The organism is Rhizobium sp. RU20A, assembly GCF_900155885.1.
Classification (GTDB): Bacteria; Pseudomonadota; Alphaproteobacteria; order Rhizobiales; family Rhizobiaceae; genus RU20A.
This window is the reverse complement of the sequence record NZ_FTMB01000002.1, coordinates 42367-66338: the sequence shown is the minus strand read 5'-3', so window position 1 is coordinate 66338 and position 23972 is coordinate 42367. Positions and strand designations below refer to the sequence as shown.

Below are 23972 nucleotides of genomic sequence, written 5' to 3'. Positions count from 1 at the left end.
AGTGATGTATTACGCAGTCAGGAAGGCGTTGATGACGGCGGCGATCTGGTCGGGGTTGAGATTGCCCATCTGGTGATCCATCAGTGCACCGACCTGATCGCGCGACATGCGCGAAATGTCGGCGGTCGAGAGCCCCGTCAGGCCGGAGCGGCTGAAGGAGGCGACGTCCTCGGCCGAGAAGGTGGCGAGGTCCTCGTCTTCCAGCGCCTCGACCTGTGCCGAGGTCATCGCATTCACCTGCGCCGGCGTCAGGGCCTTGGCCTGCTCCGTGCTGAGTCCCGCAACCGCCAGCGTGGTGAGGCCGGAGATGGCGCTGGTGGACAGGGCCGCGATCTTCTCGCTGGACAGAAGCGCGATATCGTCGGTGCCGAGGCCGGCGGACTGGATGGCGGTCAGGGCGCTGACCTGAGTGAGGCTGAGCGCGCCGACCTGCGCCGTCGTCATCGCCAGCACCTGATTGTAGCCGAGGGCGGCGACCTGCGCGGTGGAGAGCGCACCGATCTGGTCGGTCGTCAGCGTTGCGACGATGCCCGTCGAAAGGCCGCGCAGGGCGGCCGGCTTGATGAGGGCGAGTTCGGCCAGCGAAATCGTGGCCATGTCCTCGGTCTGCAGGCCGGACACGCCATCGGCGGAAAGCGCCGCGATCTGGCCCGTCGTGAAGGCGGCGATCTGGTCGACGCGAAGGGCGGCGACCTGCTGGCTCGTCAGGCCACCGACGGCTGCCGTGCCGAGCGCCTGGATCTCAAGGGCGGACAGGCCGGAGATGAAGCTGATCGGCAGGCCCGCGACACCGCTGGAGCCGAGCGCGGCCAGATCGGCGGTCGAGAAGGTCGGCAGGTCCTCTGCCTCCAGCCCTGACAGCGCCGCGCCGGTAAGGGCGCCGATCTGCGTCGTGGTGAAGGCGTCGATCTGGTCGGGCCTCAGCGCGCGAATCTGGTCGCTCGTCAGTGCACCGACCGCCTTGGTGTTGAAGGCGGCAATCTGCGCGGTCGTGAGGGACGCCATGTCGTCGGTGGTGAGCGCGCTCATCTGCAGCGAGGTGATCGCCGCAATCTGTGCGCTGGAAAGCGCCTTGATCTGCGCACTGGAGAGGGCGTCGATCTGCGCCGTCGAAAGGCCGGAAATGCCGTTGGCAGAGAGCGCGGCGATCTGGTCCGGCGTAAAGGCCGCGATCTTGTCGGTTCCGAGCCCGGTGATCGCCAGGGAACTGATCGCCGCGATGTCGGCCGTCGAAAAGGTTTCGAAGGCCGCGCTGCTGAGCGCGGCGATCTGGCGCGACGAGAGCGCGGAGATCTGCAGCGTCGAGAGGGCATTCACCTGATCGGCGCTGAGAGCCGCGATCTGGTTGGTCGTCATGCCGCTGATCGCTGCGCTGCTGAGTGCCCCGATCTGCTGTGCCGTCAGCGTGCCGAGCGTTGCCGCCGACAGGCCGAGGATGGCGGAAGACGAGATGGCGGCAAGATCGGCCGTCGAGAAGAGGTCAAGCTTGTCGGCGGTCAGCGCGCTGATCTGGCCGGACGTCAGGCTGGCCACCTGCGTGCTGGAGAGCGCCTCCACCTGATCGAAGGACAACAGTGCCACCTGATCGGAGGAAAGACCGGCGATCGCCGCCGTGCTGAGGGCTGCGATCTGGCTGGTCCTGAGGGCAGCGATATCGCCGCTCGTGAGGACCGCGACCTGACGCGCCGTGAGCGCGCTCGCCTGCGCGGTGGTGAGTTGGCTGATCTGCTCGCTGGAGAGCGCCGCGATCTGGTCTGTCGTCAGGCTGCCGACGCTGGCCGCAGCAAGGGCGGCGATCTGGTCGGCCGACAGCCGTTCGAGCGCCGCGCTCGACAGGCCCGTGATGGCCGAAGCGGAGATCGCGCCGATGTCGGCGGTGGAGAAGGTCTCGATGTCGTCGGTGCCGAGCGCGGCCAACTGGCTGGAGGTCAGCACCGCAACCTGCCCGGCGGTCAGCGCTTCGACCTGCGCGGTGGTCAGGGTTTCAAGCGCGGAGGTGCCGAAGCCGCGTACGGCCGCAGCATTGAGGGCGGCCACCTGTGCCGTCGAAAGTGTTGCAATGTCGTCGCTGCCAAGCGCCGCCACCTGCCGCGAGGTCAGCACGCCAACCTGCTTGGTCGTCAGCGCCGCGATCTGCGTGGTCGAGAGCGCGTTGATCTGATCGGAGGTCAGGCCGGAAATCGCCCCCGTCCCGAGCGAACTGATCTGATCGGCGGTCAGGCCTGAAAGAACGGCGGTCGCAAGCCCGGGCGCACCCGACGCGCTGAGGGCGGCGAGATCATCGACCGAGAAGACTGCGAGGTCATTGAGATCGAGGGCCGCGACCTGTGCCGACGACAAGGCCGCCACCTGCGTGGAGGTGAGCGCCCCCATTTGCAGGGAGGACATGGCATTGATCTGCGTCGAGGAAAGCCCGGCCACGCCATCGGCGGTGACCGCCGCGATCTGCGCGGTGGAAAGGGAAGCAACGCCGACCGTTCCGAGTGCCTGCACCTGCCGCGAGGAGAGCGCCGCCATCTGGCTGGTCGTCAGCGCCGTGATGCCGGAGGAGCCGAGTGCCCCGACCTGCGCGGTTGAGAGGCCCGCGATCGCGGTGGTGCTGAGCGCGCTCAACTGCTCGCTGCTCAGCGCCGCAAGCACTGCTGCCGGAACGCCCGGCAGTGCCGCCGCGCTGATCGCCGCCATTTCGGCCGTTGAGAAGGTCGCGATATTGGCGGCCGTCAGCACGCTGATCTGCCGGGACGTCAGCGCGCCGATCTGCGTGGATGTCAACGCCTCCATCTGCTCGCCGGAAAGGGCGGCAATCTGGGTGGTGCTGAGTCCGGAAATCCCGTCTGCGCTGAGGGCCGCGATCTTGGCGGCGGAGAGCGCTGCGATATCATCCGTGCCGAGCGCTGCAGTCTGCCGTGCGCTCAGCGCTCCGATCTGCCCGGTCGTCAAGGCCGCGACCTGGTCGCTCCCCAGCGCCGCCACCTGCCGCGAGGTCAGGCCGCTGACGGCCTGGGTGCTGAGAGCCGCAAGATGGGCGCTCGAGAGCGAGGCCATGACGTCTGTGGTCAGGCCGACGACGGCATCGGCACCGATTGCGGCGACTTCGTCGGCGCGGAACGTGGCGATGTCATCGGCGCCGAGCGCCGAAAGCTGCGCAGAGTTCAGTGCCTTCACCTGCGCCGTCGTCAGTGCCTCCACCTGTGCGGTGCCAAGGGCAGCGATCTGGGCGGTGCCGAGCTTGGCGATCGAGGCGGTGCCGAGCGCGCTGATCTGCTGCGCCGTCAGCGAGGCGATCGTTGCCGTCGTCATGCTGGCGATGGCGTCCGGGCTGAGAGCGGAAAGATCGGCCGTCGAGAACGTGGCGAGCGCGGCCGGATCAAGCACCGCGATCTGCGAGGCGCTGAGGGCCGCAACCTGCGTCGGCGTCAGCGCCCGCATCTGGTCGCTGGACAGGGCGGAAAGCTGGCGCGTGGTGAGGCCGGAAATGCCGGCAGTGCCAAGCGCCGCGACCTGCGCCGTCGACAGCACCGACACGTCATCCGTTCCGAGAGCGCCGACCTGCGTCGCCGTCAAGGCCGCCATCTGCCTGGTCGTCAGCGCCTGGACCTGGGGCGCGGTCAAGGCATCGATCTGCCGCGTGCCGAGGGCCGCGAGCGTGGAGGTGGCAAGGGCTGCGATCTTGTCGCTCGACAGCGTTGCCACAACACCGATCGAAAGGCCGGTGATCGCATCGGAGGTCAGCGCCGCCATGGCGCGCGTGGAGAGGGCTGCAACATCGGCCGAATCAAGGGTCGATATCTGCGTGGAGGTCAGCGCCGCGATCTGCGGCGTCGTCAGCGCCTGAAGCTGTGCTGAACCCAGCGCATCGATCTGGCCGTTGGTGAGCGCCGTCACGGTCGTCTCCGCCAGCGCGGCGACCTGCGCCGTCGTCAGCGCCGCCATGTCATCGGTGCCGAGCGCGCCGATCTGCGCTGCGCTGAGCGCGGCGATCTGGCGGGTCGTCAGGGTGGCGATCTGGTCCGTGGAGAGCGTGGCAAGCTGCGCGGTGGTAAGGTTCGGAATGCTGGTCGCATTCAGCGCCTGCAACTCGCCTGACGTCATGGCCGCCAGCACGGCGGTCGAAAGGCCGGCGATGGCAGCCGGGCTGATGGCGGCAATGTCGCGGCTGGAGAAGACCTGGATATCCTCCGTGCCGAATGCGCCGATCTGATCGGAGTTGAGGCCAGCGACCTGTCCCGTCGTCAGCGCTTCGACCTGCGCGGTGGAGAGCGTGCGGATCTGGTCGGCGCTGAGGCCGGCGAGCGCCGCTGTCGTCAGGGCAATGATTTGCGCGGTCGAGAGGGCCGCGACATTCGCCACATTCAGCGCCGACACCTGCAGCGAGGTCAGCGCCGCGACCTGCTTCGTGGTCAACTGGGCAACCTGTGCGGTGGAAAGCGCAGCGATCTGGTCGGTGGTCAGCCCCGGAACGGCGACCGTCGTGATGGCTGTCAGCCTGTCGCTCTCAAGACCCGTCACATTGTCCGTGCTGATGGCGCCGACCTGACCAGCCCCGAGCGCCGCGATCTGCTTGCTGCTGAGGGCGGCAAACTGGCTGCTGCTGAGCCGGCCGATCTGCTCGCTGGTCAACCCCGACGCGCCGGCAGTGGAGAGTGCCGCCACCTGCGCCGTCGTCAGCGCCGAGATGGCAGAGGTTGTCAGGCCCCCGATCGCCGCCCGCGTCAGCGCCGCGATTTCGTCGGTGGAAAGGGTGGCAATGTCATCGGTGCCGAAGACGGCGAGCTGTGTCGAACTCATCGCGCCGACCTGCGCGGCGGTCAGGGCTTCCACCTGCTCCAGCGTCAGGGCTTCGACCTGCGTCGCCGTCAGCGTACTGACGGCCCGCGTGTTGAGGACGGCGATCTTGTCGGTCGACAGGCTCGCCAGCACGTCATCCGTCAGGCCGGGCATGGCCGCGGCCGAGATGGCCATGATGTTGGCGAGAGAGAAGGTCGCCAGATCATCCGCACCTAGCGCCGCGATCTGGGACGATGTCAGCGCCGCAACCTGCGTGGATGTGAAGGCCGCGACCTGCGCCGTGGACAGCGCTTCCAGATGCTCGTCCGTCAGTCCCGCAAGACCGCGCACACTGATCGAGCCGATCTGCTCGGGCGTCATGGCGGCGATGCTGTCCGCACCAAACGCCGCAAACTGGGCCGGGAGGAGGGCGCGTACCTGAGCACTGGTCAGAGCGCGAACCTGACCCGTTGAGAAGATCTGCAATTGCTCCGACGTCATGGCGGCAAGGGCAGGAGTATTCAGTGCGGCGATCTGATCGGTCGAAAGAGCCGCGATCGCGTCGGTGTTCAGCCCGATGATCGCTGCTGAGTTGAGGGAGGCAATATCTCCCGTTGAGAAAGTCTTCAGTCCTTCGATGCTGAACGCTGAAAGTTGGGCTGACGTCAGCGCGCGCGTCTGCGCCATGGTCAGGGCCTCGGCTTGCGCGGTGTTGAAAGCCCGGATCTGGTCACCACTCAGCGAGAACACGGCTGCTGCGGAAAGCGCGGAAATTTGCTCCGGTGACAGAGCCCCGATGGCGATGCTGGAAAGACCGGGAACCGCTTGCGAACTGATGGCAGCCACGTCGGCCGTCGATAGAACGGCAAGGTCATCGGTACCAAACGCTGCAAGCTGCGCCGCGCCGAGCGCACGCACCTGAACCGGGGAAAGGGCCTCGATCTGGCCAGTTGTCAGCAGGGCGATCTGGTCGGTCGTCAGTCCGGAAACGCCGTAAGTGGAAAGCGCCGCGATCTGGTTCGTGGTAAAGGTGGTCAGACTTTCATTCTTGAGCGACGCTATCTGCTCGGCATCAAGCATCCGGAGATGTGCCGGGAGCAGCGCGCTTGTTTGCTCCGGCGAAAGAGCCGCGATCTGCGTTGTACTGAAAGCGGGAATAACGGAGGCATTGAGACCGGCGATCTGAGCTGGCGAAAGCGCATTGAGAACCGCCGGCGTCAGTCCGCCGACCGCGGAGACGCCGATGGCCGACATTTTGGCCGGTGCGAACGTCGCGATATTGGCCGCCCCGAGAGACGCCAGGTGGTAGCTGTTGAAGTCCAGAATATGCGTGTAGGTGAGGGTTTCTGCCTGAGCAGCGGTAATGGCCTGCATTTGCTCGCCCGACATGCTCCGGGTGCCCGTCGGGGGGATGGCTTTGAACTGTTCCGGCGTCAGCGCAGCAATCGCTGCAGGACTAAGGGCCCAGATGGACTGACTGGTCAGGACCCTGACTTCGTCAACTGTGAGAGTCGCCATGTCTTCGGGGCCGAGCGTGGCGCGCTGCGCTGAAGTCAATTGCCGGAGCTGGCTCGCGCTCAATGCCGTCATCTGATCCGATGACAGTGCCGCGATGGCGTCCGTCGACAGTCCGGAAATAGCCAAGGGATTGATAGCGCTGATTTGGTCGGTGGTCAGCGCCGCAATCGCGGTGGTGGACAGGGTTGCTGTCTGCCCTGAATGAAGCCATGAAACCTGGCCCGGCGACAATGATTGAAGCTGGGCCGCGGAAAAGGCAGCGAGTTGGGGGCCGAGCAATCCCGACACGGCGCTGGAGCCGAGAGCGCCAATCTTTTCCGGCGTCAGCACCGCAATGGCCGCCGCCGACAGCCCGCCAATGTTCCGGTTGCTGAGCGCCGCCATATCCTCCGTCGAGAAGGTGGCGATGTCGGCGGGGCTGAGGGCTGCGATCTGCGCGGACGTCATGGCGCGGATCTGGGCGGGCTGCAGGGCTTCGGCCTGCGGGGTGGAAAGGCCCTCGACCTGCTGTGCGGTTAGCGCCATGACCTGGTCGGAACTGAAGCTCTGGATGTCGAGGCCGTCGAGCACGGCGATCTGGTCGAGCGTCAGGCCGACGATCGATCCCTGCGCAATGGCCCGAAGCTGCTGGCTGGAAAGGACGTTGACGTCCTCGGTGTCGAGTGCGGCGATCTGCGCGGAGGACAGGACATTGATCTGCCCGGTGGATAGCTGCGCCACATCTTCAGTGGTCCAGGCCTGCACGGCCGCCGTGGAGAGCGAGCGGATCTGGGCCGTGCTCAGGGAAGAAATGGTTGAGCTCATGCGCGACATCCTCGACTGTGCGATGCCCGCTTGCGGCGTCCTGCCGCCGGGCCCTGGCGTTCGATCCGGAGCGATGCGCATCGCGGGCCGTCGAACGCCGCCAGGGCGCGAAGATCGTCCCCGCGCGAGACGGACTCCGGGCTTCTGGCTGGGGCAACCTAGGATACAGGCCTTGCCCGAGACTGGCTTTGCGGCGGCGGGTGCAGCGGGATCTGAGGGGCGGGAAGATCAGTCGAACATGGTGCCGGCCGCGACGATCAGTTCGGCGAGGAAGCTGGCGACCGTGCGGACCCTTACGAGGTCGCGCGCGCTTTCATGATAGGTCGTCCAGTAGGCGCGGCGGATGGTGATCTCCGGCAAAAGCCGCACCAAACCGGGCACGCCCTTGGCGATGTAATTGTGCAGGATGCCGATGCCGGCACCGGAGCGCACCGCCTCCGTCTGGCCGGTGGCGCTTGAAATCTCGAAGCCGGCGTTCCAGCTGCGCAGCACTTCGGAGGAAAAGTCGAGCGAGGGCGTGAAGATCAGGTCTTCCACATAGCCGATCCGCCGATGGGCCTTCAGCGCCTCGACCGTCTCGGGCCTTTCCGAGCCGGCGAGATAGTCCGCGGAAGCATAAAGACCGAGCGTATAATCGACGAGCTTTGCGGAGACGAGCCGTCCCTGCTCGGGTCGTTCCAGCGTGATGGCGATGTCGGCCTCGCGTTGCGACAGCGAGAAGGAACGGGGCACCGGCACCAGCTGGATTTTCAGTTCCGGATAGCGCGCGGTGAGACGTCCGAGCCGCGGGGCGAGAAAAGAGACCCCGAAGCCATCAGGCGCACCGATCCGCACCGTGCCGGCAACGGCCGCATCTACCCGCCCGATGCTCGCCTGAGCCGCCAGCATCTCCGCCTCCATCCGCTCGGCCGCGGTGAGAAACACTTCGCCCTCCGGCGTCAGATCGCAGCCATTGGTGCGGCGGATGATGAGCCGCGTGCCGAGTTGCTCCTCAAGTGCGGAGACGCGACGCGACAAGGTGGCATGGTTGAGCCCCACCCGCCGCGAGGCGGCGAGAAGCTGGCCGCTGCGGGCGACAGCAAGAAAGATGCGCACATTGTCCCAATCCATCCCATACCTCCGGAACATCAATTTATGCACAACGGATGCGTAAATCATCCCATTGTCTTGTGCAAATGGAAGCGCATACTGCCGCCATCAACACAGGGAGGATGCCCATGTACGAACTCGGTCATTTCATCGACGGCAAGCGCGTTGCCGGTACCAGCGGCCGCACGGCCAATGTCTTCAACCCGGCCACCGGCGAAGTGCAGGCGACCGTTGCGCTGGCTTCCGACGCGGAAATCGCCGCGGCCGTTGCAAGCGCCAAGGCCGCGCAGCCCAAGTGGGCCGCCATGAATCCGCAGCGCCGCGCCCGCGTCTTCATGAAGTTCGTGCAGCTTCTGAATGAAAACATGGATCCGCTGGCAGAGATGCTCTCGCGCGAGCATGGCAAGACGATCGAGGATGCCAAGGGCGATATCGTGCGCGGCCTCGAGGTCTGCGAATTCGTTATTGGCATTCCGCATCTGGCGAAAAGCGAGTTCACCGAAGGCGCCGGCCCGAACATCGACATGTATTCGATCCGCCAGGCGGTCGGCGTCGGTGCGGGCATCACGCCGTTCAATTTCCCGGCCATGATCCCGATGTGGATGTTCGCGCCCGCCATCGCCTGCGGCAATGCCTTCATCCTCAAGCCCTCCGAGCGCGACCCTTCCGTGCCGCTGCGCCTTGCTGAACTCATGATCGAGGCCGGCCTGCCGGAAGGCGTGCTGAACGTCATCAACGGCGACAAGAGCGCCGTCGACGGTCTGCTGACCCATCCCGACATCGCCGCCATCTCTTTCGTCGGCTCGACGCCCATCGCCCGCTACGTGTATGGAACGGCGGCGATGAACGGCAAGCGCGCCCAGTGCTTCGGCGGCGCCAAGAACCACATGATCATCATGCCCGATGCCGATCTCGATCAGGCCGCCAATGCCCTGATGGGCGCGGGCTACGGCTCGGCCGGCGAGCGCTGCATGGCCATCTCGGTCGCCGTGCCCGTCGGTGAGGAAACCGCCAACCGCCTCGTGGAAAAGCTGATCCCGATGGTCGAAAGCCTGCGCGTCGGCCCCTACACCGACGACAAGGCCGACATGGGCCCTGTCGTCACCAAGGAAGCCCAGGCCCGCATCAAGAGCCTTATCGACCGCGGCGTCGAGGAAGGCGCCAAGCTTCTGGTCGACGGCCGCAACTTCTCGCTCCAGGGCTATGAGGACGGCTTCTTCGTCGGCGGCTGCCTGTTCGACAACGTCACGCCCGAGATGGACATCTACAAGACCGAAATCTTCGGCCCTGTTCTCTCCGTCGTGCGTGCGAAGACCTATGAAGAAGCGCTCGACCTGCCGATGAAGCACGAATACGGCAACGGCGTCGCCATCTACACCCGCGACGGCGATGCCGCCCGCGACTTCGCCAGCCGCATCAACATCGGCATGGTCGGCGTCAACGTACCGATCCCGGTTCCGCTCGCCTACCACTCCTTTGGTGGCTGGAAGTCCTCGTCCTTCGGCGACCTTAACCAGCACGGCACGGACTCGATCAAGTTCTGGACCCGCACCAAGACGGTCACCTCGCGCTGGCCGTCCGGCATCAAGTCCGGTGCCGAATTCGTCATGCCGACGATGAAGTAAGCCGATCGGACCGTTTTTGATTGCTGCACGATGGGGCATGCCGCTGGCGTGCCCCATTTTCGTTGCCCGGTTGCGGGAGGTCGCGGCTTGACCTGCCCTCGGCGATCATCGAAGCTTGTTGCTTGAAAGCATTGGCAAAGTCCGGCTCGAACCGACCGGCGGCCGATGCGCTGGGGGCAGGACTAGAGGGGAGTAGACAATGACCGCGATCGACAGCGCTGCGCCGTCCGTGGCCGCCGCCGGCCCGGCGGAGGCGTTCCACCGCGTTTCGTTCACAGGAAGCGGCAAGGAATATTTCGGCATCTGGATCGTCAACATTCTTTTGACCATCATTACCCTCGGCATCTACTCGGCCTGGGCCAAGGTGCGCCGCAACCGCTATTTCTACGGCAATACCATGCTGCTCGGCCGCGGCTTCGAATATCATGCGCGTGGCTGGCAGATCCTGGTCGGACGCGTCATCGTGGTCGGCTACTTCATCCTCTACAACGTTGCGCTCACGGTCTTCCCCATTGCCGGTCTCGTGCTCGGCCTCCTGATCGTCCTGGCGCTGCCTTGGCTCGTCATGCGCGGCATCCGTTTTTCGGCCCGCGTCACCAGTTACCGCAACGTCCGCTTCAATTTCGTCGGCGGCATCGGCGGCGCCTTCCTCGCTTTCATGGTGGGGCCGGTCATCACCGTTTTGACGCTCGGCATTCTCGCCCCCATCGCAAGCCGTTGGGTCGGGCGTTACGTCGGCAACAATCTGCGCTGGGGCAGCAAGACCTTCGCAACGGATCCGCCGCTGGCGCCGATCTATGGCACCTGGTTCGTCGCGGCCCTCGTCGTGCTCCTCGGCATCGTCATCCTTGCCGTCGGCGCCTTTCTCAACTCTGCCCTGATCATCGCGACCATCGACGGGAGCGGCACGCTGCCGGCAGAGTTTCAGGCCTCGATGATCGCCGCCGTCATCTTTGCCTATGTGGCAATCTTCATCACCTTCGGCCTTGCCAGCCTCGTCTACCGCGCCGGTGTGCGCAACGTCGTCTGGTCCGCGACCACACTGGAAGGCGGCCATCAGATCCTCAGCGATCTGCCGCGCTTCGGCTATGCCTGGGTCGCGATCAGCAACATCATCCTCACCATCCTCACGCTCGGATTTTATCGCCCCTGGGCGGCGGTGCGGCTGGCCCGTTACACCTATGAGCACACTGCCGTGCGCTTCAATGGCCCGGTCGGCGACGTGATGGCGCCGGCCGAAAAGGATGGCAGTGCCGTCGGCGCCGAGTTCGTCTCCTTCGAAGGCTTCGACTTTGGCTTCTGAGGAACGCGTCATCGCCGAGGGAGCCTGGCATGCGGAGGGCTCAAGTCACGCCGTCAAGGCCCGCCTCGTCGATGCCGGCGATCGGATCGCCTGCATGGCGGTTGCCACCGAAGGGGCGCCCGGGCGTATGGGCACGGGTGATGGACCGGCAGGCGAGGGAGTGCCGCCCGCCCTGGCATCGGCACCCTTTTCGAGCCTTCAGATCTGGGAACGCATCGGCCGCTTGCCGCGTCGCATCGCCTTCCCGGATGGCTCGGTCTTCGAAACCGCTGACAATGATGCGATCGATGCGCTGATGACGGCGCGGGGGCGGCGCGGCGTCAGTTTCGTCCACCGGCTCGAACGCTTTCATCCGCGCCTCATCCTGCTGGCTGCGGGAACCTTCCTGCTCGGCGGCGCCGTCTACCGTTACGCCTTGCCGCTGCTGGTCGAGATTGCCGTCCTCGTCACCCCGCCGGTGGTGCCGCAGATCATGGCGAAAAGCACGCTGGAGACGCTCGACCGCACCGTCTTCGATGCGTCCCGGCTGGATGCCGAGACACAGGCGCGGCTGACGGAGGGGTTCCGCGAACTGGCCGCAGAAGGTGCGCGCGGCGCCGAGGGCTACACGCTGAACTTCCGCACCGGCGGCGCCATCGGCCCCAATGCCTTTGCCCTGCCGGACGGCACGCTGGTCATGACCGACGAACTGGTGGCCCTCGCGGATGGTGATGAGGAGATGCTGTTCGGCGTTCTCGCCCATGAAATCGGCCATGTCGATTTAAAACACAGCCTGCGCCAGCTCTACCGCGCCGCAGGCGTTGCTGGTCTCATCATGCTGATCGCCGGCGACGTCGGCTCGGGCATCGAGGATCTCCTGACGCAGGGCGCCGGCCTCGTGGCACTCTCCTATTCGCGCGAGGCCGAAAGCGAGGCCGACCGCTATTCCGTCACCCTGATGCGGCAGGCCGGCAAGGACCCCGCAGCGCTCGCCCGCTTCTTCGTGGTGCTCTCGAGGAAACTCGGTGATACCGGAAACACCAGCATCCTCTCCACCCACCCCGGCAGTCCGGAACGCCGGAAGGCGATCGAGGATCTGGCGAAAGGGGCGACGGGATCGTGAGGGCTGGGGGGAGAGGCCTTTTCGAACTCGTCTGACAAAACAAAGGGGGCCCGGATCGTCCGATCCGGGCCCCCTTTTGCATCACGTCCTGGGAGGAGGTGTCTTACTGCGTCGGGCCGTCATTGTAGCCGACCTTGTCGACGAGTTCGGAGGCCTTCTTGCGGTTGGCGGCGATCTCGGAGAGCGGCAGCGCGTCCGGCTTGATCTGGCCGAAGGACTTCACGATCTCAGACGGTTCGGCGCCCGGCATGACCGGATATTCGAACACCTGCTCGGCATAGATCTTCTGCGCTTCGCCGGAGGCCAGGAATTCCATGAACTTCAGCGCATTGTCCTTGTTCGGGGCGTTCTTGGCGAGCGCCATGCCGGAAACGTTGACATGCGTGCCGCGATCGGCGGTGTTCGGGAAGAGAACCTTGATGGCGCCGGCCCAGTCCTTCTGCTCCGGTTCCTTCTCGTTGGTCATCATCAGGCCGACATAGTAGCTGTTGCCGAGAGCGATGTCGCATTCGCCGGCGAAGATCGCCTTGGCCTGGTCGCGGTCGCCGCCATCGGGCTTGCGGGCGAGGTTGTTCTTCAGACCCGTCAGCCACTTTTCGGTCTCGGCTTCGCCATGATGGGCGATCATCGAGGCGATGAGGCCGATATTGTAGGAGTGCTGGCCGTCACGCGTGCAGATCTTGCCCTTCCACTTCGGGTCGGCCAGTTCCTCATAGGTGATCTCGTTCTGGCCAACGCGCTCCTTGGAGGCGTAGACCACGCGGCCGCGGGTCGTCAGGCCGAACCAGTTGCCTTCGGGATCGCGATAGGCGGCGGGAATGTCCTTTTCGATTACGGCATCGCCGACGACCGGCTGGGTGACGCCGGCATCCTTGGCTTCCGTCAGGCGGCTGATATCGACGGTGAGGATGACGTCGGCGGGAGAATTCGCACCCTCGGCCTGTAGGCGCTCCACAAGGCCCTTGTCGAGGAACAGGACGTTCGTCTTGATGCCAGTGTCCTTGGTGAAAGCATCCAGCAGCGGCTGAATGAGGTCAGGCTGACGATAGGAATAGATGTTGATCTCTCCATCGGCAAAGGCCGGCGCGGCAACGCCGGCCATGAGTGCCGCCAGGCCGAATACCTTCAGTCCGCGCAGTGTGTCCCGCATGTCTCTCTCCGTTCAGTTAAAACCTAACTTTCGTGGTCACCTTTAAGCGGGGGCCATTCCGGGCGTCAACAGGAAAACTTGAGTTGAAGGAGAAGTGATTTCGATTTTGGAATTGTTCCAAACTGTAAGAGCGCCTATATCAGGAAACGAACACGGCCAAGGAGCGAGCGATGCGCCTCACCAAACAGACCAATTATGCGGTGCGCATGCTGATGTATTGCGCCGCCAATGGCGACAAGCTGAGCCGCGTGCCTGAGATCGCCAAGGCCTATGGTGTATCAGAACTTTTCCTGTTCAAGATCCTGCAGCCGCTCAACAAGGCCGGCCTGATCGAAACCGTGCGCGGTCGCAATGGCGGCGTGCGCCTGCCGCGCCCGGCTTCGGAGATCAGCCTGTTCCAGGTCGTCAAGGTGACCGAAGACAGCTTCGCCATGGCGGAATGCTTCGAATCGGGCGAGATCGATTGCCCGCTCGTCGATAGCTGCGGGCTCAATTCGGCGCTGCGCAAGGCGCTGAACGCCTTCTTCGAGGTGTTGCAGCAATATTCGATCGACGACCTCGTCAAGGCTCGCCCGCAGATCAACTTCCTGCTCGGCCTCGATGAGCCCGTCGTCAAGCAGACGACAGCCGCCTGATCACGGCAGCTTCCGTCCCGGCACAGCCTGGCCGCGGATCATTCCCGGATGACATATTCCCGGATCAGGAACTCGATGGCGGTGGCATCGAGCTCGGATTTGTCGATGCGGAAATCCACGCCATAATCCTCGAAGGCCTGGAAATAGGGATCGTCGAGCGACGAGGAAATCACGCCGATCGGGCCGATGAAGCCCGCCTGCCGCAGGGCGGGCACGGTCTCGCGAAAATCGACGGTCGGGTGCAGTCGGTTGTCCATGAGCACGAGGTGCAGGCCGTCCTGCGTGCGAATGAAGTCGAGCGCGTCGGCGATCGTCTGCCGGTAATGCAGCACGATCGAGATCGTCGAGACCTTTGCGGCCATGCGCCGCAGGATCACATCCTCGTTCGGATCGTCATCGACAAGCAGAAGACTGACGGTGGGGGCGGGGGCGGTTTCAGACATGGTCAATCTGCGCAATCATGTGAGTGTGAAAGGATGGATACGGTCCCTGGCGCAGATCTTTCCTGTTTTGCCTGGGAAAGGAATCCCTAAAATTGATATTCTGCAATTGTCGATCGTCAAGGAGAGGCGCGGTTCCGATCGACGTCGGCTTGGCCACGGCGCGCTTACACTTCAGCGCCATCATTGGATAATTCTTTCGCGGATTGCCTTGGCGACCATCTGTGTGCGGTTCACCACATTGAGCTTTTTCAGGATCGTCGCCGTGTGCGAGTTGACCGTATGTTCCGAGACAGAGACGATCAGCGCGATCTCGCTCGCCGTCTTGCCGTAGGAGATCCAGCGCAGGATCTCCGTCTCGCGCGGCGTCAGCCCCATGCCGGCCTTGCTGGCCAGCGCCACCCGATAGAAATAATCAAAGGCGCAGACCGTCTCGTAGCAAAGCTCCATGAAGGGCCCGCGCGCCAGCTCCTCCTGGTCCCCGAGATAAAGGACGCCGTAGCGACTGCCGGATGTCGGCGCAGCGACGGGAATGCAGACGAGCAGATCAAATCCAAGCTGGCGAAGCAGATTGCGTCCAGACGCCAACTCGATATCCGCCGGTGTCCAGACGGAGGGAATGGCAGAGGTGATCAGACTTTCGTAAACGGAGGATTCGCTGAAACGGTGCCGCTTGTCGTATTCTTCGGCCATGCCCGAAGGCAGGTCGTGCAGGATGAGGCGCCCCGACAGAAGGCTGGCATCGCCGTCATTGGTGAGATGCACGATGCCGAAATGATCGAATGCGTACCGCAATGCCATCGAGCGAAAGATGCGGAAAAAGTCGACACGATTGAGTGCCTTGTCCAGATCCCGCTCAAGCTCGTATCGGCGGTGGTTCTTTAAAAGTCCTGCCACGCTTGCCGCTCCCCCTGCCTCGAAGCGAGTGTATCCTGCCGATCCAGTAAGGCAACGGCTACGCATCAAAGAAGTTCAACTTTTCAGGGTCTTTGATCCCGTCTTTCCCTTCAGTTCCGGATCAGTTTGCCACAGGTCTCGGATTCACGAGAATTTTTTCCTTCTGGATAAATTTCGATTGGGCGCTTATTGCAAAGCGGCATCAAATGTCGTTCCATCCCCACCTGACTGGGCAGGGGGACCCTGTGCCGGCTCTGAACGAAAACAATCAAGAATAAACTGGGAAGCAATTCATGAAGAAGCTCACCACTCTGCTTGCCGCGACGGCACTCGCGGGACTGATGGCTGGCACGGCTTGGTCGAAGACGCTGGTCTACTGCTCCGAAGGCTCGCCCGAGGGCTTTGATTCGGCGCTGTACACCGCCGGCACGACCTTCGATGCATCCTCGCGCACCGTCTATAATCGTCTTGTCGAGTTCAAGAAGGGCTCGACCGAGCTGGAGCCGGGTCTGGCCGAAAGCTGGACGATTTCGCCCGATGGCCTTGAATACACCTTCAAGCTGCGCCCGGGTGTGAAGTTCCAGACCACCGATTTCTTTACGCCGACCCGCGAACTCAATGCCGATGACGTGATCTTCTCCTTCGAGCGCCAGTACAAGGCCGACAACGCCTGGAACAAGTACGTGACCGGCGCTTCCTGGGAGTATTTCGCCGGCATGGGCCTGCCGGAACTCCTGAAGTCGATCGAGAAGGTGGACGACCTCACCGTCAAGTTCGTGCTGAACAAGCCGGAAGCACCCTTCCTCGCCAATCTCGGCATGGACTTCGCCTCCATCGTTTCCAAGGAATATGCCGACAAGCTGCAGGCCGACGGCAAGATGGAACTGATGAACCAGCAGCCGCTGGGCACCGGCCCCTTCACCTTCGTCGCCTACCAGGCCGATGCCGTGATCCGCTACAAGGCCAACCCGGACTACTGGGCCGGCAAGCAGCCGATCGACGATCTCGTCTTCGCCATCACGCCGGATGCGGCAGTTCGCGCCCAGAAGCTGAAGGCCGGCGAATGCCACATCATGCCCTATCCGAATGCCGCTGACGTGCCGGAACTGAAGAAGGACCCGAACCTGACGGTTGCCGAGAAGGAAGGCCTCAACGTCGCCTATCTCGCCTACAACACGACGCAGGCTCCCTTCGACAAGCCGGAAGTGCGCAAGGCGCTGAACCAGGCGATCAACAAGCAGGCGATCGTCGACGCCGTGTTCCAGGGAGCCGCCAAGGTTGCCAAGAACCCGATCCCGCCGACCATGTGGTCCTATAACGACAAGATCGAAGACGACAAGTATGACCCCGAAGCCGCCAAGAAGGCGCTCGAGGCAGCCGGCGTCAAGGATCTGTCGATGAAGATCTGGGCCATGCCCGTGTCGCGCCCCTACATGCTGAACGCCCGCCGCGCGGCCGAACTCATGCAGGCAGACCTCGCCGCCATTGGCGTCAAGGTCGAGATCGTGACCCACGAATGGGCCGAATACCTGAAGCTTTCCAAGGAGAAGGACCGCGATGGCGCCGTCATTCTCGGCTGGACCGGCGACAATGGCGATCCGGACAACTTCCTCGACACCCTGCTCGGCTGCGATGCCGTGGGCGGCAACAACCGCGCCCAGTGGTGCAACAAGGAATTCGACGATCTCGTGACCAAGGCCAAGGAAACCTCCGACATGGCCGAACGCACCAAGCTCTATGAAGAGGCTCAGGTCGTCTTCAAGCGCGAAGCGCCGTGGAACACGATCGACCATTCCGTCGAAGCCGTTCCGATGAGCAAGAAGGTCTCGGGTTACCAGATGGACCCGGTCGGCGTTCACCGCTTCGACGGCGTCGATATCGCCGAATAACCGGCGGCTTTTCAAGAAACGCACGCCGCAAAGAGCGTGTCGAGCCGGCGGCCCGAAAGAACATCGGGCCGCCGGCTTTTCCCATAAAACAGGGATGTTGGCTTCATGTTTCGCTTTCTTCTCGGACGGCTCGCCGTCCTGATCCCGACCTTCATCGGGGTCTCCATCATTGCATTCTCCTTCATCCGCCTGCTGCCCGGCGATCCCGTCATGCTCATGTCCGGCGAGCGCGTCATGGCACCGGAGCGGCATGCGGAGATCATGCACGAGCTCGGCCTCGATCGGCCGCTCTACATCCAGTACTTCGATTATCTCGGCAATCTCGTCACCGGTGACTTCGGCAGCTCCATCGTCACCAAGCGCCCGGTGCTCGATGATTTCCTGCAGCTCTTCCCGGCGACGATCGAGCTGTCGCTCTGTGCGATCATCCTCGCCGTGGCGCTCGGCATTCCCGCCGGCGTTCTAGCGGCGGTCAAGCGCGGCACCTGGCTCGACCAGACCATCATGGGCGCCGCGCTCGTCGGCTATTCCATGCCGATCTTCTGGTGGGGCCTGCTTCTGATCATCTTCTTTTCTGGCTATCTCGGCTGGACGCCCGTTTCGGGCCGCATCTCGCTGATGTATTTCTTCCCGCCCGTCACCGGTTTCATGCTGATCGACAGCCTGCTGTCGGGCCAGTCCGGCGCCTTCCGCTCGGCGGTCAGCTATCTCATCCTGCCGACCATCGTGCTCGCCACCATCCCGCTCGCCGTCATCGCGCGCCAGACGCGCTCGGCCATGCTGGAGGTGCTGGGCGAAGACTATGTGCGCACGGCACGCGCCAAGGGCATGTCGCCCTTTCGCGTCATCGGCGTTCACGCCCTTCGTAATGCGATGATTCCGGTCATCACCACGATCGGCCTGCAGGTCGGCGTGCTGCTCGCCGGCGCCATCCTCACGGAAACCATCTTCTCCTGGCCGGGCATCGGCAAATGGATGGTCGATAGCGTCTTTAAGCGCGACTATGCCGTGGTGCAGGGTGGGCTGATGCTGATTGCCGCCGTCATCATGTTCGTCAATCTCGCGGTCGATCTGCTCTACGGGCTGATCAATCCGCGCATCCGCAACTAGGAGGCTCGCCATGGCCACTGTTGAAACCGGCACGGCGCCCTCCGGCTTTTCGGAGTTCTGGTACTATTTCTCGCGCAACACCGGCGCCGTCATCGGGCTCGCGATCTTTCTCGTCGTGCTTTTCGTCGCCGTCTTCGCCCCCGTCGTCGCCCCCCATGCGCCAAGCGCGCAGAACCGCGATATCCTGCTTCTGCCACCCGTCTTCATGGAAGGCGGCCAATGGGCTTTCCCGCTCGGCACGGATGCCGTCGGGCGCGACATCCTCTCGCGCCTGATCTACGGCGCCCGCTTCTCGCTCTTTATCGGCGTCGTGGTCGTCACGCTCTCGGTGCTCTCGGGCGTGCTGATCGGTCTCGTCGCCGGCTATTTCCGCGGCCGGGTCGATACGATCATCATGCGCGTCATGGACATCATCCTCGCCTTCCCGTCGCTGCTTCTCGCCCTCGTGCTGGTCGCGGTGCTCGGTCCCGGCCTCGTCAATGCCATGATCGCCATCGCGCTCGTCAACCAGCCGCATTTCGTGCGCCTGACGCGTGCGGCCGTGATGACGGAAAAGACCAAGGACTACGTCATCGCCTCGCAGGTCGCCGGCGCCGGCACGATGCGGCTGATGTTCCTGACCATCCTGCCGAACTGCCTCGCCCCGCTGATCGTGCAGGCGACGCTCGCCTTCTCCGCCGCCATCCTTGATGCCGCGGCCCTCGGCTTCCTCGGCATGGGCGCCCAGCCGCCGACGCCGGAATGGGGCACGATGCTCGCCGAAGCGCGTGAGTTCATCCAGCGGGCCTGGTGGGTCGTCACCTTCCCGGGCCTCGCCATTCTCATCACCGTTCTCGCCATCAACCTGATGGGCGACGGCCTGCGCGATGCGCTCGATCCCAAGCTGAAGAGGTCGTGATGCTCTGCACGCTGCTTCTTCAGAGCGGGGGAGGGGCCGTCGTCGCCGCGTTGATCGCGACGACGGTGGCTGCGGCCGGCTGGCTCGGCAAGACGCTGATCAGTGGGATGCTCCACTACCTGTCCGTCTGGGGGGCCGAACTCGAGCGGCTGATTGCGCTGCGGGCCGAGATCACCGGCGCCGGAAAGGCGCCTGTGGCAGATCATATCAGTGGCGGCAGAATGGGCGGTCGCATGGAAATATCTCCTGTTAGCCCGGATCGTATCGCATCTTATATCGTCATTGCGCCTGTCGCAATCAACTCCGTGGCCGAAACGCGCCGCGCATGGTTGGACGCTGCGCCATACACAGGGAGACACGCCTGATGTCCCTTCTCGAAATCAGAAATCTCGTCGTCGAGTTCGATACCGCCAGCGGCCCCTTCCGGGCCGTGGATGGCGTGTCGCTCTCGGTCAATGCGGGCGAAGTGCTGGCGATCGTCGGTGAATCCGGGTCCGGCAAGTCGGTTTCCATGCTCGCCGCCATGGGGCTTCTTCCCTGGACGGCAAAGGTCTCGGCCGATGTGCTCACCTTCGACGGCCGCGACATGCTCACCATGTCGGCCGCCGAGCGCCGCAAGATCATCGGCAAGGAGATCGCCATGATCTTCCAGGAGCCGGTGGCGAGCCTCAATCCCTGCTTCACCGTCGGCTTCCAGATCGAGGAGGTGCTGAAGCAGCACACCGATCTCAACAAGAAGGCGCGGCACGACCGGGCGATCGAGCTTTTCAAGCTGGTGGGCATTCCCAATCCGGAAGACCGCCTCTCGAGCTTCCCGCACCAGATGTCGGGCGGCCAGTGTCAGCGCGTGATGATCGCGACCGCCCTTGCCTGCAATCCGAAGCTCCTCATCGCCGACGAGCCGACGACGGCGCTCGATGTGACGATCCAGAAGCAGATCCTCGATCTCCTGATGAAGCTGCAGGCCGAAAACGGCATGGGCCTCATCATGATCACCCACAATATGGGCGTGGTGGCCGAAACCGCCGACCGCGTCATCGTGCAGTACAAGGGCCGTAAGATCGAGGAGGCGGACGTGCTCTCGCTCTTCGAAAACCCGAAAAGCGCCTATACCCGTGCGCTTCTCTCGGCCCTGCCGGACAATGCGACCGGCGACCGTCTGCCTACGATCGGCGAATTCCTGACCGACAAGGACATTTTCGAAGGAGCGGCGCGATGACCAAAGTGCTCGAAGCCAAGAACCTCGTCCGCGACTATCACGTGCCGGGAAGCCTCTTCAAACCCGCCCGCACGGTCCACGCCGTCAAGGGCGTGAGCTTCTCCGTGGAGCAGGGCAAGACGCTGGCCATCGTCGGCGAAAGCGGCTGCGGCAAGTCCACGCTTGCCCGCATGGTCACGATGATCGATGCGCCGACGGCGGGCGAGATGCTGATCGATGGCGAGACCGTGGACATCACCCGCCAGGCGATGACGCCGAAGCTGCGCCGCAAGGTGCAGATCGTCTTCCAGAACCCCTATGGCACGCTCAATCCGCGCAAGAAGATCGGCGACATCCTCGGCGAGCCGCTGATCATCAACACCTCCATGTCCGCGGCCGACCGCAAGGACAAGGCCATGGCCATGCTGAAAAAGGTGGGGCTGGAGGAGAAGCATTATGCGCGCTACCCGCATATGTTCTCCGGCGGCCAGCGCCAGCGCATCGCGATTGCCCGCGCCCTGATGCTCAATCCGCGCCTTCTGGTGCTGGACGAGCCGGTCTCGGCGCTCGATCTATCGGTGCAGGCGCAGGTGCTGAACCTTCTCGCCGATCTGCAGGACGAGTTCAGCCTGACCTATGTCTTCATCAGCCACGACCTTTCGGTGGTGCGCTACATCGCCGACGAGGTGATGGTGATGTATTACGGCGAGGCGGTGGAATACGGCACCCGCGATGCGGTCTTTTCCGATCCGCAGCATGCCTACACAAAGACGCTCTTTGCCGCGACGCCGCGTGCCGATGTCGAGAGCATCAAGGCAAGGCTCGCCCGCAAGTCGGCCGCCTGAAAGGGCGGCGGGTAGACTTGCCTGTGGGCAAGCTGTGGCCGGGCATGCGTGGTGGTTTGCACTGCCGGGGGAATGCGCTAGAGGAGCGGCAGCCGTGGCGTTTTGCCCGGCGCCGTCACCCGGTCAGGCCAGCGCAGATGCAGCCGGTCACCGCTCCTCAGCACCATTCGCGTGGCTCCGGTGCCAGCCGGTCCCGCGCCGAGCAGGGAAATCACCATGTCCATCACGCGCTATGAAGTCGGCCCCCGCATGAGCCAGGCCGTCGTCCACAACGGCATCGCCTATCTCGCTGGCCAGGTCGGCGAAGCCGGCCACGACGTCGCCACCCAGACCGAGCAGGCGCTGGCCGAAGTCGATCGTCTGCTGGCGCTCGCTGGCACGGACAAGACCAAGATCCTGACCGCCCAGATCTGGCTCGCCGACATCGCCGACTTCTCCAAGATGAACGCCGTGTGGGACAAGTGGGTGCCCGCTGGCCACACGCCCGCCCGCGCCACCGGCGAATCCAAGCTCGCCGCCCCGGAATACCTCGTGGAAGTCATCGTCGTCGCCGCCATCTGAGGCTACCTGACGACGCGCATGAAAAAGGGCTCGCCTTGCGGCGGGCCCTTTTGATGTTTGGTGGATGCGTCAGTTGCCGATCCGTGCCACGCCGGTCTGGCCGTTGTCTCTAACCCACTTGACCTTGCCGGGCTCGGTGCGGCTGAGTTCGAAGCACATGGGTGCACCATCGTACCAGACGTTGAACTGCTGGCAGAGACGATTGCCGTCGATCCACCATTTGCCCTTGTCCTTGGGCGCGATGAACTTGCCAAGACCGAGCGCCTCGCCGTCACCGTCAACGACGCCGTTGGTGCGGTAGTTCAGCGGAAACTCTCCGCCGATCGGAGCGGCCAGGTAAATCGTACGCCCCACGATGTCGCGGCGGATCTCGTCGGCATTGAGGCGTCCCGTATCGGCAAAGGCGGCCCCGGCGAGCATCGGAAGCGCGAGGCTGGCGGAAAGCAGGGCATGAAGCAGGGTCTTCTTCATCGGTGTTCTCCGTAAATCGCAAGGCAGCGCCGATCGCATGGCGCACCGAATTCTGTAAAGTTACGGCCAAGAACGTTCACGGATCACCGGAAGTTTCACCTATCGCACACTTTTTCGCGATGTTCGTCGCGGCTGACGCAATCGCTGCGGAACCAACGTCCGCGCCGTGCGTTTAAGGGCATCTTCATACATTCACGCCCTCAGGAGGATGCCCGATGCTCTACTGGATTCCCCGTGTCATGCTCGCTGTCGTCGCTGCCGCCATTCTGGTCTTCGGCCTGGTTCCGGAGACCGTCTCCGACGTGGCCAACATCCTTCTCGTCATGCTGGCCGGCGCAGGTGCCCTGTCGCTGACGCTTGCGGTGTTTCCGCCGGAAGAGCAGCGCTGATCGCTTCGCGGCGATCGTCAGAAAGGGGCAAGGCCCGAATACGGGCGAGGGGAGCGGGCAGCATGACGCTGTCGGACGCAAGGGGTTCGAGATGAACTTGATGAAGCGGTTGCGCGGCGGGCGGCCGGTGCCGGCAAATGGGCTTGAACCGGAGCCGGCGGCCGATCCTGCCCCGCGACGTCAGGTCACGATCCGGCGCGACGGCTTCGACTATGCGGTCATCTGGTCGATCATCGGCCTGTTCGTCCTCGCCGCGTCCGCAGCCATTTACACGATGAAGCCGGTGCTGATGCCGATTACGATGGCCATAGTGGTTGGTACGGTTCTTGGCGCCGGCGCCGACCGGCTCGGCCGCTTCGGCGTGCCCCCCGTGCTCGGTGGCCTCACGCTGGCGCTGCTGCTGGCCTCCGCTACACTCTTCCTCGTCAACCGTCTTGCAGACCCCGTTGCCAATCTCTTCGCGCAGGCCCCACAGATCCTCGAGGGTACGCTGGTGCGGTTGCAGCCGCTTCTCGGCCGCGTGCGCCTGTGGGAACTGACAGCCGGCGCTGGAACGGACGACAAGGTCATGACGGACATGGTGATGCAGCACGCCGGCACGGTGGTGAGCTTTGCGGCCAGCGGCCTGACGCCGGCCATCATCCAGATCCTCATCTTCATCGCCGCTCTCGGTCTCTTCCTCGTCGGACGGGTCGAACTGCGCAAGACGCTGATCATGGCAAGCGCACATCGCGAACGCCGGCTGGCCGCGATCCGCATCATGAACGCGATCGAAGCGGCACTGGGCTTTTACTTTTCCACGGCGAGCCTGATCTATGCCGCCCTTGGCGTCATCACCATGGGCATTGCCTTCATGGGCGGGCTGGCACTCGCGCCGATCTGGGGCTTCTTCGCCTTCCTGTCGAGCTTCGTGCCCTATCTCGGCGTGACCGTCATGACGCTGGCGCTGGCCGCGGGCGGACTGATGACCCATGACGCCCTGCTGATTGCGCTCTTTCCGGCCATTGCCTTCTTCGTCCTGCACCTTCTCATGGAAAACCTGCTGATGCCGTCGATCCTCGGCAGCCGGCTTGAGGTCAATCCCTTTATCATCTTTACCGCCATCATCTTCTGGACGTGGATGTGGGGTGCGGTTGGCGCGATGATCGCCATGCCGCTTTGCCTGATCGCCATGACCATCTTCGAAGAGGTGCGTCCCAAGGCACCGGAGCGCCACCTGCCCGGATGACCATCAATGGGCAGTCGTGCTCTACGAAAAAGCCGGCCTCTCGGGAGACCGGC

Annotated in this window: 19 protein-coding genes; 13 read left to right on the top strand and 6 right to left on the bottom strand. The window is 63.9% G+C overall.

The genetic code is table 11. The annotated features are described in order from the left end of the window. Positions 1 to 9: 9 nt before the first annotated feature. Positions 10 to 7089 carry a hypothetical protein gene (locus F3H41_RS09010; protein ID WP_149738345.1) on the bottom strand — a complete coding sequence of 2360 codons (7080 nt, stop codon included), beginning with the start codon at positions 7087 to 7089 and terminating at the stop codon, positions 10 to 12. A 228-nt stretch (positions 7090 to 7317) separates the two neighbouring features. Then, entirely contained in the window at positions 7318 to 8199 is an 882-nt protein-coding gene (locus F3H41_RS09005) for a LysR family transcriptional regulator (RefSeq protein ID WP_149738344.1), read from the bottom strand. Between the two features lie 107 nt (positions 8200 to 8306). Between F3H41_RS09005 and F3H41_RS09000 the strand changes: the two genes are divergently transcribed. The 3 genes from F3H41_RS09000 to F3H41_RS08990 all read left to right on the top strand — a co-directional run bounded on the left by F3H41_RS09000 (position 8307) and on the right by F3H41_RS08990 (position 12208). Next, the gene (locus F3H41_RS09000) at positions 8307 to 9803 is read left to right on the top strand and encodes a CoA-acylating methylmalonate-semialdehyde dehydrogenase (RefSeq protein WP_149738343.1); all 1497 of its coding nucleotides are present in this window, start codon (positions 8307 to 8309) and stop codon (positions 9801 to 9803) included. A gap of 199 nt (positions 9804 to 10002) precedes the next feature. Continuing rightward, positions 10003 to 11106: a DUF898 family protein gene (locus F3H41_RS08995; protein WP_149738342.1), complete on the top strand. Its 1104-nt coding sequence runs from the start codon at positions 10003 to 10005 to the stop codon at positions 11104 to 11106. After that, complete coding sequence (locus tag F3H41_RS08990) at positions 11096 to 12208, top strand: M48 family metallopeptidase (RefSeq protein ID WP_149738341.1); 1113 nt, start codon at positions 11096 to 11098, stop codon at positions 12206 to 12208. The genes F3H41_RS08995 and F3H41_RS08990 overlap by 11 nt, the downstream gene beginning before the upstream one ends. Positions 12209 to 12311: 103 nt before the next feature. Here the strand turns inward: F3H41_RS08990 and F3H41_RS08985 are convergent, their stop codons facing one another. Then, positions 12312 to 13310, bottom strand: a complete 999-nt coding sequence (locus F3H41_RS08985; protein ID WP_244616156.1) for a Fe(3+) ABC transporter substrate-binding protein — start codon at positions 13308 to 13310, stop codon at positions 12312 to 12314. Between the two features lie 218 nt (positions 13311 to 13528). Between F3H41_RS08985 and rirA the strand changes: the two genes are divergently transcribed. Continuing rightward, entirely contained in the window at positions 13529 to 13993 is a 465-nt protein-coding gene (gene rirA / locus F3H41_RS08980; RefSeq protein ID WP_149738339.1) for an iron-responsive transcriptional regulator RirA, read from the top strand. 38 nt (positions 13994 to 14031) lie between these two features. Here rirA and F3H41_RS08975 read toward each other — a convergent pair whose 3' ends face one another. Both F3H41_RS08975 and F3H41_RS08970 read right to left on the bottom strand, forming a co-directional pair. Beyond that, positions 14032 to 14436, bottom strand: a complete 405-nt coding sequence (locus F3H41_RS08975; protein ID WP_149738338.1) for a response regulator — start codon at positions 14434 to 14436, stop codon at positions 14032 to 14034. Between the two features lie 180 nt (positions 14437 to 14616). Continuing rightward, positions 14617 to 15330, bottom strand: coding sequence for a helix-turn-helix transcriptional regulator (locus F3H41_RS08970; RefSeq protein ID WP_188129401.1), 714 nt, complete (start codon positions 15328 to 15330; stop codon positions 14617 to 14619). Between the two features lie 293 nt (positions 15331 to 15623). On the opposite strand from F3H41_RS08970, the gene F3H41_RS08965 reads away from it, so the two are divergent. The 7 genes from F3H41_RS08965 to F3H41_RS08935 all read left to right on the top strand — a co-directional run bounded on the left by F3H41_RS08965 (position 15624) and on the right by F3H41_RS08935 (position 21831). After that, the gene (locus tag F3H41_RS08965) at positions 15624 to 17219 is read left to right on the top strand and encodes an ABC transporter substrate-binding protein (protein WP_149738336.1); all 1596 of its coding nucleotides are present in this window, start codon (positions 15624 to 15626) and stop codon (positions 17217 to 17219) included. Positions 17220 to 17324: 105 nt separating this feature from the next. Beyond that, positions 17325 to 18329 carry an ABC transporter permease subunit gene (locus F3H41_RS08960; RefSeq protein ID WP_149738335.1) on the top strand — a complete coding sequence of 335 codons (1005 nt, stop codon included), beginning with the start codon at positions 17325 to 17327 and terminating at the stop codon, positions 18327 to 18329. A 10-nt stretch (positions 18330 to 18339) separates the two neighbouring features. Beyond that, complete coding sequence (locus F3H41_RS08955; protein ID WP_149738334.1) at positions 18340 to 19227, top strand: ABC transporter permease subunit; 888 nt, start codon at positions 18340 to 18342, stop codon at positions 19225 to 19227. Continuing rightward, the gene (locus tag F3H41_RS08950; RefSeq protein ID WP_149738333.1) at positions 19227 to 19592 is read left to right on the top strand and encodes a hypothetical protein; all 366 of its coding nucleotides are present in this window, start codon (positions 19227 to 19229) and stop codon (positions 19590 to 19592) included. The genes F3H41_RS08955 and F3H41_RS08950 overlap by 1 nt, the downstream gene beginning before the upstream one ends. Beyond that, complete coding sequence (locus F3H41_RS08945; RefSeq protein WP_149738332.1) at positions 19592 to 20446, top strand: ABC transporter ATP-binding protein; 855 nt, start codon at positions 19592 to 19594, stop codon at positions 20444 to 20446. Before F3H41_RS08950 ends, F3H41_RS08945 begins: the two co-directional genes overlap by 1 nt. Continuing rightward, entirely contained in the window at positions 20443 to 21270 is an 828-nt protein-coding gene (locus F3H41_RS08940; protein WP_149738331.1) for a dipeptide ABC transporter ATP-binding protein, read from the top strand. The genes F3H41_RS08945 and F3H41_RS08940 overlap by 4 nt, the downstream gene beginning before the upstream one ends. Before the next feature lie 216 nt (positions 21271 to 21486). After that, on the top strand, positions 21487 to 21831 hold the full coding sequence (locus F3H41_RS08935; RefSeq protein ID WP_149738330.1) for a RidA family protein: 345 nt from the start codon (positions 21487 to 21489) through the stop codon (positions 21829 to 21831). A gap of 69 nt (positions 21832 to 21900) precedes the next feature. Here F3H41_RS08935 and F3H41_RS08930 read toward each other — a convergent pair whose 3' ends face one another. After that, a complete protein-coding gene (locus F3H41_RS08930; protein ID WP_244616155.1) occupies positions 21901 to 22251 on the bottom strand; it encodes a hypothetical protein in 351 nt (116 codons plus the stop codon). A gap of 266 nt (positions 22252 to 22517) precedes the next feature. Here F3H41_RS08930 and F3H41_RS21235 point away from each other — a divergent pair, with 266 nt between their 5' ends. Both F3H41_RS21235 and F3H41_RS08925 read left to right on the top strand, forming a co-directional pair. Beyond that, entirely contained in the window at positions 22518 to 22691 is a 174-nt protein-coding gene (locus F3H41_RS21235; protein WP_188129400.1) for a hypothetical protein, read from the top strand. A gap of 91 nt (positions 22692 to 22782) precedes the next feature. Next, on the top strand, positions 22783 to 23919 hold the full coding sequence (locus tag F3H41_RS08925) for an AI-2E family transporter (protein WP_149738328.1): 1137 nt from the start codon (positions 22783 to 22785) through the stop codon (positions 23917 to 23919). Positions 23920 to 23972: the final 53 nt, after the last annotated feature.

Coding starts and splice junctions, on each gene's coding strand:
- F3H41_RS09010 (WP_149738345.1), bottom strand. CDS start 7,089: ATGAGCTCAACCATTTCTTCCCTGAGCACGGCCCAGATCCGCTCGCTC.
- F3H41_RS09005 (WP_149738344.1), bottom strand. CDS start 8,199: ATGGATTGGGACAATGTGCGCATCTTTCTTGCTGTCGCCCGCAGCGGC.
- F3H41_RS09000 (WP_149738343.1), top strand. CDS start 8,307: ATGTACGAACTCGGTCATTTCATCGACGGCAAGCGCGTTGCCGGTACC.
- F3H41_RS08995 (WP_149738342.1), top strand. CDS start 10,003: ATGACCGCGATCGACAGCGCTGCGCCGTCCGTGGCCGCCGCCGGCCCG.
- F3H41_RS08985 (WP_244616156.1), bottom strand. CDS start 13,310: ATGGCCGGCGTTGCCGCGCCGGCCTTTGCCGATGGAGAGATCAACATC.
- rirA (WP_149738339.1), top strand. CDS start 13,529: ATGCGCCTCACCAAACAGACCAATTATGCGGTGCGCATGCTGATGTAT.
- F3H41_RS08975 (WP_149738338.1), bottom strand. CDS start 14,436: ATGTCTGAAACCGCCCCCGCCCCCACCGTCAGTCTTCTGCTTGTCGAT.
- F3H41_RS08965 (WP_149738336.1), top strand. CDS start 15,624: ATGAAGAAGCTCACCACTCTGCTTGCCGCGACGGCACTCGCGGGACTG.
- F3H41_RS08960 (WP_149738335.1), top strand. CDS start 17,325: ATGTTTCGCTTTCTTCTCGGACGGCTCGCCGTCCTGATCCCGACCTTC.
- F3H41_RS08955 (WP_149738334.1), top strand. CDS start 18,340: ATGGCCACTGTTGAAACCGGCACGGCGCCCTCCGGCTTTTCGGAGTTC.
- F3H41_RS08950 (WP_149738333.1), top strand. CDS start 19,227: ATGCTCTGCACGCTGCTTCTTCAGAGCGGGGGAGGGGCCGTCGTCGCC.
- F3H41_RS08945 (WP_149738332.1), top strand. CDS start 19,592: ATGTCCCTTCTCGAAATCAGAAATCTCGTCGTCGAGTTCGATACCGCC.
- F3H41_RS08940 (WP_149738331.1), top strand. CDS start 20,443: ATGACCAAAGTGCTCGAAGCCAAGAACCTCGTCCGCGACTATCACGTG.
- F3H41_RS08935 (WP_149738330.1), top strand. CDS start 21,487: ATGTCCATCACGCGCTATGAAGTCGGCCCCCGCATGAGCCAGGCCGTC.
- F3H41_RS08930 (WP_244616155.1), bottom strand. CDS start 22,251: ATGCTCGCCGGGGCCGCCTTTGCCGATACGGGACGCCTCAATGCCGAC.
- F3H41_RS21235 (WP_188129400.1), top strand. CDS start 22,518: ATGCTCTACTGGATTCCCCGTGTCATGCTCGCTGTCGTCGCTGCCGCC.
- F3H41_RS08925 (WP_149738328.1), top strand. CDS start 22,783: ATGAACTTGATGAAGCGGTTGCGCGGCGGGCGGCCGGTGCCGGCAAAT.